Source organism: Paenibacillus sp. GM2 (assembly GCF_900069005.2).
GTDB lineage: Bacteria > Bacillota > Bacilli > Paenibacillales > Paenibacillaceae > Fontibacillus.
The window spans coordinates 483,158-495,379 of sequence record NZ_LN831277.1 but is presented as its reverse complement, the minus strand read 5'-3'; the positions used below and the strand labels follow the sequence as shown (position 1 = coordinate 495,379).

The window sequence follows — 12,222 nt, the reverse complement described above, 5'->3', positions numbered from 1 at the left end:
ATGAGCGCCGGCGCCGGTGGCGGCAGCGGACTCGCCCGCTTGCGAGTCCGGCTGCGAATCTGCTGAAGCTGCCACCCCATCTTCCGGCAGCTTCAGCCCCATCACCGGATCGGGGACCACCTCTATGTCCCCGCCCGGAATACCCATGCTGCGCAGCAGCTCCGCCGACTCCGCATCCCGCACTGAGATATAATCACAGCGCCGGAACACAGACGCGATAAACGGGCGGAACAGCTTGCGATTTACAGGTCCTACGCCCTGCGCGTATACAAAGGTCGGCTTCCCGAGCCACTGCGCCAGCTTGATCACGCCGAGATAATACGGGATCGATTTGAGTCCCGTTGCGTCCTGCAGCAGGCTGCCCCCGCCGCTGATCAATCCGTCGCTGTTCTTAATAGCGTTCCTTACTTCCGCAAATTTCATCCGATGTACAGCTTTTACTCCATAGGTACGGCTCGTCCATTCGGGGTCGATCGACAACACTACCGGATCAATCTGAATCCCGGATGCCCGGCCTTCCTCTTCCAGTGCAGTAAGAATCGATTGCAGCACGGCTTCATCCCCACTGTTGCGAAAGCCGTAATATCCCGATAGAACTATGGTTTGAGGAGACGCGGCGACCATTTATCCCAGCACCTTTCGATAATATGCCAAATTAGAATCGCAATTAAGCCAACGATTACCCCGAGCCCCAGGCCGAGCAAGCCGCGAATGAGCGACAGTACCGCCGGAGTATGGATATGAGCGAAGGTATCTACCATAGACAATTGTCCCATAACTGCGATAACCATCGCATAAAGCGCCCAACGGTAACGGAACGCCGCGAAGATACCTGCCAGGAACAGCGGATGCGCAAGCAGGAATTCCTTATTCCTTGGTCTTACGCCAAATGTATTTTCAAGCACAGATCTAAACGTTGCTTCACCAGGCAGCAGCGAGCCGGAGTTCCCTGTCCGAGACAGATAATACAGCCCAACCACACCCAGAACAGCAGCTACAACTACCCACAGCAGCGTAATTCGCATCTTCAGCCAACGGTTCAGTTCCTTCCAGACGGATTCCCCTTGGTACAGGAAGACATATATAGCAATCAGCAGAATAGGTCCCAAATGCAGCAGACTTACGCCGCGGAACTGATTCAACACGAGACTATAAGTAATATTGTTAAGCAATGTAATGACAAAAGGAACAGCCGACAGTGAAATTACAGCTGTCTTCACATACAATACAAGCGTATGCGCCAATCTTTTGCTATTAGGCAGCATCGTCTTGGTATCGCTGACTTCATTTACTTTGCGTATGGCCAATACTACCGCAATCGTCGGCGCACTAATGGCCACAAACAACGCAAGGGCCTGCTCCATCAAGGTTGGTTTAAGTACATACAGCCCGGCGGAGCCGATCAACCCAAGGACAAAGGCTGCCAAAGTGACAGGTGCGATAAAACACGAGATGAGCAGTGCGATCATCGCCACGCCGCCAAGCACGACCAACGCCTTTAAATATTTTTGCCAAGAAGCATCATACACATGGAAGGCCTCTGCCTGACCCAGCTCGAAGCCGTTATCCTGGATCCGCTGAATTGCATTCCCCGGTTCCTGCAGCGAGTGAATTAGATTGTCTATCGGATTGGTAATCGCTGCTTTGGCCGCATCCTTGGCCGGAGAAGCGTTCAAATAGATCATCCGAATATTCCGGTCCTTCGTAGCAAGCGCAAACCGATCTGCTAACGTATCGACAGGCTGACTCGCTTCCAGGTCCGCTAACGAATGAAGGCGAACCACGTTGTAATCGACCAGATAAGCCAGTTTGTTGAAGCCTTTCTGAGGTGCCTTCAGGTTCTCAATCGTAGCGATTCCAATATGATATTGGTTCAGCAGTTCTGCAAAACCTTGTAAACTGTTCATCTTCTCATTATCCTGGAACCCTTTGACGGCTTCGCCATCAAACAGAATGCGATTTACACCATGATCTGCAAAATATTGCAGTTCCTCATCCATCGCCGCTTGATCATAAGGGATATTATCAGACAGCCGCGGCAATATAATAAAGCCTTTATCCTGAAGCATGGAGAACGCCATTTTATCAATTGGCATCGGCTTCAGCAGCGCTTCATCCGGAGACATCTGGAGAACAAGGCCTGGACGCCCTTCATATTCCCAAGGTCCTACCGCAACGCCTAATTCGCGAAAAGCTTCTTCGATTACAGGGCGAAGCTGCTTCTCGTTATCCTCATTCGTAAAAGCAATATAAGTATAGTTGCTGTTAGAGCTGACCACCGTCTTATTAAACTTGGCGATATCAGCTTCACTCAGGAGCATAATCCGTCTTGTCTTCTGATATTCGTCCAATGAGCTCTCGAACAAAGCCATCGTTGTAATTCCGGCTTCCTTCAGCCGATCTAATTGTTCATTCATATAAGCCGCTGGATTAGCCTGATAATTCGATATCTCCACCAAGCCGCGATAATTAAATACGATCTCTACTTTATTTGCCGAAGATTCCGTCTCCACCCGTTGATAAATTACAGGTATCGAGGCGATAATCCCCACTATCACCAAAATCCATAGCCATTTGCGGGAAGCTTGATTCCACCGCTGCCAACTTTGTACCACAAAGCTACCTCCTCAACTTAAGAAAAAATACAAGTACTCCTTCATCCCTCTTCATTATCGTCTTATTGTTTACCCATCCTATTATCTTACAATCTAACCACTCTAATAATCAAAACTGGAAGATTTTTTAAAATCGCGATAAAAGAACACATAACTGTAAAAGTGCAGTTTTCTATCGAGCCCTCTACCCGCGAAAAAACTGTACTTTTACAGGAATCTCCCTGCTCTTTATGGTGTAAGCTGCCGCAGGAATTCCCCGATCTTACAAGAAGGTAAATATAATGCTTCACAAATGTTATCTCTTTAACTTCAGGCGATAATGGCATCATCTCTAACATCAAGACTACTAAGTTCTCGCTTCCGAGTCAAAATTCTTCAATGTTTCGTCTAATTATAGAGGGAAATGCAGGATACTCCGGCGAGTACAATCCAATAATACTGCAATCTTATTGCTAAATCTTATCAAATTGTCACTTTTGGAGCCGTAGTCGACACAACCGTTCCCGTAATTACTCGCTTATTTGCAAAAACGCCCCAAAAAGCAATTCATCTATTCTAACGTATTTGAATGGAAGAAAGTATACGAAATGTAAATTTCCCGTGGAATGACTGAAGTGAGCTATTATTAATGTAAAAACACACTTTAGACAAAATTTCTCACTGTACCCGGGAAATAGGCAAAGAAACCATTCTATAATAAACGTCACGGACATTGACCCCTTGCCAGGTTAAAGCTCATTTTGCCTTATACACAGCATTTAAGTCGACTTGATCAAGTCGACTTAAATATATGGCTTATTCACTTCAACTGAGTCGGCCGATCGCCGTGATGCAGCTTCGGACCATGCGCACCCATGCAAACCATGTGATGGCTTAATATCGAAGCTCGTGTTGTTTATAGCAGTATTGCCAACGGAAGCTTATGCTTTAAGCATCAATCCGCGCTAAGACTTCATCTTCCAGACGTTTCAAGCTGGCCTTGGCATCCTCGTTGGACTCGCCGCAAACGGCAAAATAGCATTTAATTTTCGGCTCCGTTCCGGATGGACGCAAGCAGAACCAGGAGCCATCCGCGAGCATAAATTTCAATACATTTTCCCTCGGAAGCCCATCCAATCCAAGCGAGTAGTCAAGCACTTGCTTCACCTCAGAGCCAGCGATCTGCTGCGGGGGATTGCTGCGGAAGTCTTCCATCAATGCGCCAATCTTGGCCACGCCATCCTTCCCTTTTAACGTCCGGGAAGCAAGCGACTCGCGATAGTATCCAAACTGGGTGTAGAGTTCCTCCAGCACATCGATCAGCGTCTTGCCTTGGCGCTTATAATATGCAGCCGCTTCACAGATCAGGGATGCAGCCACGATGGCATCCTTATCGCGGGCATAGTTGCCAGCCAGATAACCGTAGCTCTCTTCATATCCAAACAGGTAAGTATACTCGCCAGTCTCATCAAACTGGTTCATTTTCTCGCCGATATATTTGAACCCGGTCAGGGTATTAAATACAGCAGCTCCATAATGACGAGCAATGGTCGCCCCCATCTCACTCGTTACGATCGTCTTCACCACGGCGCCATTTTCAGGAAACTTGCCTGCTTCCTTCAATTGACCAAGCACGTAGTGAACCAGGATCGCACCCGATTGATTTCCGGTCAAAATCTCATACTCCCCGTTCGCTGCTCGAACGACTGCACCCATACGGTCGGCATCCGGATCCGTTCCGATCAGAATATCCGCCCCGACCTGCTTGCCAAGCTCAATCGCCATCGTAAACGCTTCGCGCTCCTCGGGGTTTGGAGATTTAACCGTGCTGAAATTTCCATCCGGCAACTCTTGCTCCTTCACGATATGAACCTGGGTGAAACCGATTTTATCCAATACACGGCGCACCGGAAGGTTCCCTGTACCATGGAGTGGAGTGAATACGACGACCAGATCTTTGGCCGCACCGGCAGCCATCAGCTCGCGGTTCACACTGGTTGCCGCCACGGTTTCGGCAAAAGCTTCATCTTCCGCTTCACCCAGCCAGACAAGCATCCCTTGCTGCTCAGCCTCTTCACGGCTCAGACGTTTGATCCCCCCGAAAGAAGTAACCTCGCGGATATGGGCGATGACCTGCTCCGCTTCATCCGGCACCAGTTGCCCTCCAAAGGCGTTATATACTTTATATCCATTATATTCAGGCGGATTATGGCTCGCTGTTACGACAATTCCACCGGTTGCCGCTAATTCACGCACGGCGTAAGATAGCTGCGGCGTTGGACGCAGCGACGGGAACAGCTTGGCTGCGATTCCATTGCCAGCCAGGACCAAAGCGGCCTCCAGAGCAAACTCCGGCGAGAAATGGCGGCAATCATGAGCGATAACGACAGAAGGCTTCCCGTCCTGTTGACCATGAGCTTGCAAAATATACTCGGCGAAGCCTTGCGTCGCCCGAGCCACCGTATAACGATTCATCCGGTTGCTGCCTGCACCGATAACACCGCGCAATCCGCCTGTACCAAATTCAAGATCACGATAGAAGCGATCTTCCAGCTCCACCGGATTATTCTCAAGCTGCTTCAGCTCCTGCTTCGTCGCATCATCGATGGCAGGGTCCTGGAGCCAACTGTCCAGTCTTTCTCTTACATTCGCGCTAAGTTCAGCCATGATTACAAACTCCTCCTAAAGATTTCTACATCCATTCCTCAAATTTAAAGGATAGACAGGTCTCTACACAGTAAAAAATCACACATTCATAGAGGCAGCGATCCCAAAGCCCGCAAGTGGACTTTTGGAACTTTGCACTTAATCAACTACTAGCCAATCTATGAGCTGTAGCAGGAAGCCATTCCTCGGCATCCAAACCTCCACATTTATGACAAGGCAAACATAATTACGCCTTCAGCGACGACTTTGTCGTCCACCTTGGCAACGGCTTTGCCTTTACCGATGGAACCCTTCAAACGGATAATCTCTACTTCGAGACGCAGCGTGTCGCCCGGCACAACTTGACCGCGGAAGCGGAATTCATCCAGTCCGGCCAGAAAACCAATCTTGCCTCGATTACTTTCTACGTTCAGGATCGCTACAGCACCAACCTGAGCCAATGCTTCAGTAATTAATACCCCCGGCATCACCGGATATTCTGGAAAATGCCCTGTAAAAAACGGTTCGTTCACAGTAACGTTCTTGATGCCCACTGCCCGTTTGCCTTCCTCCAGTTCTACAATACGATCCACCAATAGGAACGGCGGGCGGTGCGGAATGATCTCTTGAATCTGTTTGATATCCAGCATATGTAAATCCCCTTTCTTGAAATAAATTACTCTTATTTTGTGTGAGTTGAAAAAGTTCGGTTTTCAGACACCAAAGCTCATGCTTCCGATACGTTTTTTCGAAGTGCTTCAGTAGGATGAAGCTAGGACATGGGAAGCTACACGCTTTCAGGGAGAACGACCTCGTGAGCATACACTTGTGTGTGTATATGTCATCTAAGATGTCTCCGCAGGAAACATGACTTCGTAAGCCTCTGCTCAGCCCAGCTAAATTCAAAATTTGATGCCAAGTTAGCTTCTTGATTCGCTTCATATTAAATATAGAATTTATACGTTATCTGGCTACGCTGATGAAAATTCTATATCGCAAGAAAACCAACCTTTGAATCGTGGTCGCTCCACCTCAAATTGGCCTCGATCCGGTTTCTTATCAAAAGTGGACTTATTAAAACTACATCTCTTAGTATAAAAAAAGCGAAAGTCGGTCACACTTTAATTATCCTTCGCCTCTGCAGAAGCGAGGGTTAAGATAAGGGGCTAATCCGGTACAGCTAGCGCTGTATAGGATTTAGCCCTTTTATTTTCGGCTGAAACGTCAGTGCTTAGTCCCCCATCATTATACATTCTCCCCATGCAAAAAGAAAACTCCCGTATTCGGGAGTTCTCCAACCATTATTTTCATCCTAACAAGCGACTCAATCATCAATATCCAGATGCGCTGAACACCTTGCAGCCCGTTAAGGAGCAAAGACCAGATCAAAAACATGACGCCAAGTGCTCCAGTCCAATACATCGTGAATATCCTGCTTGCCAAGCACAACATACCCGGCAATCGCCCCACCGATCAAAGCGACTGCGAAGAAGAGCAGCACCAGCACGATCCGCAGCGGGACAACCCACCATGCACGCTGCTTAACTTCCGGGTTATTCTTCTCTGTCATGAAGCGCTCCACCTACCCGCGTAAGTTATTAGCCAAATTCATCATTGTATCACTAGAAGTCAAAGCACGGGCCGAGAGCTGATAGGCTCTTTGTACCTGCATTAATTCTGCCATCTCATCGGTCAGATTTACGTTGGAGGACTCCAGCGCCCCCTGACGGAGACGAGCTTGCTGATCCTGAGGAAGAGCAAAGGTGTCCGCCAATACATCCGCTTCCTGTGCGCCGGGGGCTATGACGAATAAGTTGCCATCTCTCTTCTGCAGCGCATCTGTACGAATCGGCGTATACAGCTGAATCTGCCCGATCTGTTCGGCTGCTCCAGACCCGGCAACCGCTGTAATCCAGCCATGCTCGTCAATCTGCAGCTTGGAATTAGCAGGGACAACAATCCGTTCCCCATCCGTATTTAACAAGTAGTGACCTTCATTCGTAACGAGCCATGCGGATTCCGCATCATTCGGATCCGGTTGAATCATGAAGTTGCCCGCCCTTGTATAGGCCTTAATATTACCAGCTGTCATCACTGAAAACAAGGCATTTCCTTCAATCGCCAGATCTGTCGGAATATCCGTCTGCTTGATAGGGCCTTGGTCAAAGTTAACCTCTGCCCCCGCCAGCATAGAGCCAAACCCCAGATTGAATCCACGCGGAGAGACCCGGCCAGGCAGCTCCATCCCTTTGGCTTGCTGTTGAACACGAGTCAGCGTATCTTCAAAGGTTGCTTCCTTACGCTTGAATCCAACTGTATTTAGATTGGCCATATTGTCGGCAAGCAAATCCAGACGCTGCTGGATGCCGCCCATGGATACCATGGCACTGATCATGGAGTTATTCATGTAGCACCTCCTATATTACTTATACAATGCTATATCCTGCCAACCTCATTAACCGCTTTGTCCAGGCTCTTGTCATAATACTGAACGATCTTCTGGTTGGACTCATAGGCGCGTTGAGCAGCCATTAAGTCAACCATGGATTGAGCGGGGTCGACATTGGATACTTCCAGGTAGCCCTGACGAACTTCCGCCCCTTCCCGATTCGTTAATGGTCTGACATTTGTGCCCAATCCGGCCAGTTCCCGATATACTCCGTTGCCATCACGAACCAATTCCTGCGGACGGTCAGCGACCGAGATGCCCAGATTGCCTACATCCTCACGAATTCCCGCTTCATTATAATAGAAGAGTCTTCCGACACTGTCACTCTGCAAGGAATCGATCGATACGCCGGCAGGCAGCACGACAGGATTGTGGTCCATATCAAGCACTCGATACCCTTGCGAGGTCAACAGCGCCCCATCAGGAGCTACCGTGAAGTTGCCATCTCTCGTATATCGCAATTGATTGTCCTTATCCATCACGGTAAAGAACGCTTCCGGACGATAGAATACTTCTCCGTTATCACCCACATATTTGCCCGAGGCATCAAACGGGATCAATTCTCCCGTAGCAGGATGATTCATACCGATACTTGAGAGCAGCGCGAAGTCCGACTTCTTGCCTGTCTCCTTGAGATCTCCTTGAGCATAAGATGCCAGGCTCTCTTCTGCAAACACCCCCGTGGCCAGCTTGCCGATTTTGCGGTTATTGCCAGACTGCTTGTCCCCAATAATCGAGATCAGCGTTTCGGGAAAAGAATGCGAAACCGAGCTTACCTGCTTGTACCCTGGAGTATTCAAGTTTGCAATATTTTGCGTGATCGTATCATGACGCCGTTGTTCTGTTATCATTCCTGATGCAGCAGTATAAAGTCCCCTGATCATGGACATGCCTCCAAATTCAAACTTGCCGCCTCGGCCGCGGTTCCCCGTCTTACGCCGATGCAGCACCGATGATTACATTTTGATATACAGAATATATCGGTCGATTAGAATCTTTTCTTAATGGCCTTGTCCAAATTGTCGAGCATAATGCCCGTTCCTTTCACGACACAATGCATCGGATCTTCGGCGATCAGCACCGGAACATGCAGTTCCTCAACCAACAGCTCGTCCAATCCATGCAGCAAGGCGCCACCACCCGTCAGAATAACGCCGCGGTCGATGATATCTGCTGACAGCTCCGGCGGAGTCCGCTCAAGCACTGACTTGGCCCCGGCTACAATCGTGGCAACCGAGTCGAACAAAGCTTCCTGAATCTCTTTTGATGTGATCGTCACAGTTAACGGAAGTCCTGACACCATGTCTCGGCCACGAATGTCCATCTCGGCGACACGGCCTGAAGGATGCACTGTACCTACGCCAATTTTGATGTCCTCTGCCGTACGTTCACCGATCAAAAGCTTGTACTTTCCTTTAATATATTTAATAATGGCGGAATCAAACTTGTCGCCAGCGATCTTAATAGACGAGGAAGTAACGATATCCCCCATCGAGAGTACCGCTACATCCGTCGTCCCACCACCGATATCGACAACCATATTGCCGCTCGGTTCAAAAATATCCATACCTGCCCCGATTGCCGCAGCCTTCGGTTCTTCTTCCATGAAGACTTCCTTGGCTCCGCTTCGCTCGGCGGCTTCACGAATCGACTTCTGCTCCACCGATGTAATATTCGTAGGAGCGCAGATCAAAATCCGGGGATGGCTGTACCAACTCTTGCCCCCCACGCGTTCGATGAAATATTTCATCATCGTCTCAGTAACATCAAAATCGGCAATTACGCCGTCACGCAAAGGTCTGATCGCAACGATATTTCCTGGCGTACGTCCAACCATTCGCCTTGCTTCCTCACCTACGGCGAGTACACGCTTGGCGTCATTATCAATGGCGACTACAGACGGTTCGTCAAGAACCACTCCTTTTCCTTTGACATGAATCAGTACATTCGCTGTACCCAAATCAATACCAATATCCTTGCTCATCATTACGATGCTCCCCCAAAGCGTTTTTTGTTGACATTTAAAGGGACGGTCTATTATGTAACGTGACACCGTTCTCTAATGTCGGCGAACTATTAGTTCAATATAGACTGCCCCAGTCGGCCATTGAGATCATCTTCTACAAGCCGATGCGGAAAGGCAATCCTAGATGCTAAACATGGTCAATGCGTCCCAATTTCCTGGTGCAGTCAATCGACAGAACGGTGCCTAAATCCGTGAAAATTCGGGTTCAATGGATAAAAATCCACATTGTTATACCATATTTAAAAATACCATACTTTGGGGGATGTGTTCAATGATAATCCTAAAGTCCCAATTGCAAATCATGATGAATGCCTGAAAATTTTAACGCGCTGAGCTAATTACCTCCCGTTTGTTCTGCCCCTTCTTCTTATACTTGATCTTAGTTGCCTCTCCTCCGCGAAGGTGTCTGATCGACTTATGGTATTCGAGAATGTGCTTCACCTGATCAGCTAAATCCGGATTAATCTCCGGCAGACGCTCGGTTAAATCCTTGTGCACCGTGCTTTTCGATACGCCGAATTCCTTAGCTATGGTCCGTACCGTGTGCCGAGTTTCCACGATGCAGCGACCAATTTTAATCGTCCGTTCTTTGATGTAATCGTGCACGCTCCCGCCTCCCTACTCGAGATAGTTTGGTACATTATATGAGGGGCGTGCCCATATATTCTTTGTTTCCAAGCCTGACAAGCCTAAGCGAGGCCAAATATTTTAAATAAGCTGTAAAAAACAACAACAAAAGAAGCAAAGAGACCAGCTCCTTGCTTCCTGTCATTGCCTTACGGGACGCACATTTCACGCTACTCGCGACTATAATTTTGCACGCCGTAAGACGTATTCATTATTTGTTCTCATTTTTAGGCAATACATTAACCGGGTTAACCAACTCGTCATTCTCATACACTGCGAAATGAACATGGTTGCCAAGATCTTTCTCAAGCTCATTGCGTCCGGCGCTGGCAATGACATCACCTTGTTTCACTTCGGCGTTCATCTCCACCTTGATATCGGACAAGCTCTCATATACCGTCTTCAGGTTGTTCGCATGAGTAATCTCTACAACATACCCGATCAGCGGAGCTTCCTCGACCCGGGTAACCTTGCCGCTCATCGCCGCTTTCACTTCGAACGGCTGATCATCTTTGCGGGCCAGGTCAATCCCTGTGTTCGCTCTGAACGTATCATTGTATTGAACGAGCGCGGCTTGATGGTCCTCGGCACTTCCGTCCTTGTCATAGAACGGCTTGACGATAGTAATATCGGCTACGTTAGCAACAGGCCATACCAGATCCTCAGCGGAAGCAACCGTCTCAGTAGCAGCTTCCTCCTGCTGGCCATCCACGTTTCCTGCTGCTCCCTGGTTGTCTTCAATAGATTGCGAGACACTGGCAGGGGCGTCTTTTGGCTTTTGGCTGGCATCCTGATAGACCCACACTAACGTTAGTATAATTGCCACTGCCGCCACGTAAATCGCCGGGAATACCCATCTTTTTGCGAATACTCTCTTCCACGCGGATACCGGTGCTACCGGCTCTCCCATTGTAATTTTAGGAGATTCCTCATGGCTCTTCTTTTTACTATTTTGTTCATTCATTACCTCATCACCTCAATAACCATTGTTACCGAGGCTATTGCTTTTATACTTGGCTATACTAATTTTTTTTGAAAATTGGGAGAGGCCAGAGATTACATTCTATTGAATATAGCTACACAAGCCAACCAAGGCAAAACTACCTGTACGTTATACAGTCATTTCCGCTTGCTTCTAGCAATCGATCTACGAGCCTAAAACATCGGATACTTGATTAAAGGAAATCCCGGTATAGTAGTGTTTAAGAATCTGCGTCGTTGTATAACCCTGCTTGGCCATCCCGTTTGCTCCCCACTGGCTCATGCCTACACCATGTCCGGAACCATAGGTTGTGATCTTTACCTCGGAGCCGTCCAGTTCCATGCTGAACTGACTGGAGCGAAGCTCAAGCTTCTCCCGAACTTCCCGACCGCTATAAGTCTTGTCCCCAATCTGAATTTTCTTTACCCGGCCCCCAGCCGTTACGGACAATACTTTGAACAGGTTAGAGATTCCCTTCTTCGAACCGCTGCTGCCAAGCGCTGATATGGACGGAGCCCGCTGCCCCAGCTTCGCGAACACCTCATCAACGTCCTGTTCCACGGTGACCTGATTCTGCGGATTAAGCCGAAGCTCCCACGGACTGGAAACACTGCGAAGGTAGGGCACTGGCTCGGACCAATAATCCTCTGAATTCTCGGTATACCCCCCGCTAGAGGAGAAGAAGGAAGCGGTAATCGGACGGCCTTGATAGGTCATAATGATACCGCGCGTCAGTTCAACCGCCTGCTGCAGCTTCTGCAAATCTTTGGCGCGCCCCTCTTCCTTCCATGCTTGCAGGGCTTCACTGGATACATAGACTTGATGTTCCACCGTGTCTTTTACATCGGCGCTGCCGCCAGGCACGCCGCTCGTGTCGCCGGCGGCAAGCCGGCGAACG

At 48.7% G+C, this 12,222-nt stretch carries 11 protein-coding genes; all 11 read right to left on the bottom strand.

Annotated elements, in window-relative coordinates; all coding sequences use genetic code 11:
* Positions 1-624: polysaccharide pyruvyl transferase family protein (locus tag BN1360_RS05740; RefSeq protein ID WP_195714229.1), on the bottom strand; the 624-nt coding region annotated here is incomplete at its 3' end.
* Entirely contained in the window at positions 597-2,615 is a 2,019-nt protein-coding gene (locus tag BN1360_RS05735) for a DUF5693 family protein (RefSeq protein WP_068778940.1), read from the bottom strand. The genes BN1360_RS05740 and BN1360_RS05735, both read right to left, overlap by 28 nt.
* A gap of 927 nt (positions 2,616-3,542) precedes the next feature.
* Positions 3,543-5,261 carry a phospho-sugar mutase gene (locus tag BN1360_RS05730; RefSeq protein WP_068778939.1) on the bottom strand — a complete coding sequence of 573 codons (1,719 nt, stop codon included), beginning with the start codon at positions 5,259-5,261 and terminating at the stop codon, positions 3,543-3,545.
* Between the two features lie 206 nt (positions 5,262-5,467).
* Positions 5,468-5,890: a 3-hydroxyacyl-ACP dehydratase FabZ gene (gene fabZ / locus BN1360_RS05725; RefSeq protein ID WP_068778938.1), complete on the bottom strand. Its 423-nt coding sequence runs from the start codon at positions 5,888-5,890 to the stop codon at positions 5,468-5,470.
* A 716-nt stretch (positions 5,891-6,606) separates the two neighbouring features.
* Positions 6,607-6,810 (bottom strand): DNA-directed RNA polymerase subunit beta, encoded by a 204-nt coding sequence (locus BN1360_RS05720; protein WP_068778937.1) that lies wholly within the window; start codon positions 6,808-6,810, stop codon positions 6,607-6,609.
* A 12-nt stretch (positions 6,811-6,822) separates the two neighbouring features.
* Complete coding sequence (locus BN1360_RS05715; protein ID WP_068778936.1) at positions 6,823-7,647, bottom strand: flagellar hook-basal body protein; 825 nt, start codon at positions 7,645-7,647, stop codon at positions 6,823-6,825.
* 29 nt (positions 7,648-7,676) lie between these two features.
* Positions 7,677-8,573 (bottom strand): flagellar hook-basal body protein, encoded by an 897-nt coding sequence (locus BN1360_RS05710; RefSeq protein ID WP_068778935.1) that lies wholly within the window; start codon positions 8,571-8,573, stop codon positions 7,677-7,679.
* Positions 8,574-8,677: 104 nt separating this feature from the next.
* On the bottom strand, positions 8,678-9,676 hold the full coding sequence (gene mreB, locus BN1360_RS05705; protein WP_068778934.1) for a rod shape-determining protein: 999 nt from the start codon (positions 9,674-9,676) through the stop codon (positions 8,678-8,680).
* A 360-nt stretch (positions 9,677-10,036) separates the two neighbouring features.
* Complete coding sequence (gene spoIIID, locus BN1360_RS05700; protein WP_068778933.1) at positions 10,037-10,321, bottom strand: sporulation transcriptional regulator SpoIIID; 285 nt, start codon at positions 10,319-10,321, stop codon at positions 10,037-10,039.
* Between the two features lie 232 nt (positions 10,322-10,553).
* Positions 10,554-11,306: a M23 family metallopeptidase gene (locus BN1360_RS05695; protein ID WP_068778932.1), complete on the bottom strand. Its 753-nt coding sequence runs from the start codon at positions 11,304-11,306 to the stop codon at positions 10,554-10,556.
* Between the two features lie 183 nt (positions 11,307-11,489).
* Positions 11,490-12,222 (bottom strand): stage II sporulation protein D (gene spoIID / locus BN1360_RS05690; protein WP_068778931.1); only part of this gene is annotated, 733 nt, incomplete at its 5' end.

Excerpts from the sequence above, each read along its gene's own strand:
- BN1360_RS05730 (WP_068778939.1), bottom strand. The coding sequence starts at position 5,261 with ATGGCTGAACTTAGCGCGAATGTAAGAGAAAGACTGGACAGTTGGCTC.
- fabZ (WP_068778938.1), bottom strand. The coding sequence starts at position 5,890 with ATGCTGGATATCAAACAGATTCAAGAGATCATTCCGCACCGCCCGCCG.
- BN1360_RS05720 (WP_068778937.1), bottom strand. The coding sequence starts at position 6,810 with ATGACAGAGAAGAATAACCCGGAAGTTAAGCAGCGTGCATGGTGGGTT.
- BN1360_RS05715 (WP_068778936.1), bottom strand. The coding sequence starts at position 7,647 with ATGAATAACTCCATGATCAGTGCCATGGTATCCATGGGCGGCATCCAG.
- BN1360_RS05710 (WP_068778935.1), bottom strand. The coding sequence starts at position 8,573 with ATGATCAGGGGACTTTATACTGCTGCATCAGGAATGATAACAGAACAA.
- mreB (WP_068778934.1), bottom strand. The coding sequence starts at position 9,676 with ATGATGAGCAAGGATATTGGTATTGATTTGGGTACAGCGAATGTACTG.
- BN1360_RS05695 (WP_068778932.1), bottom strand. The coding sequence starts at position 11,306 with ATGAATGAACAAAATAGTAAAAAGAAGAGCCATGAGGAATCTCCTAAA.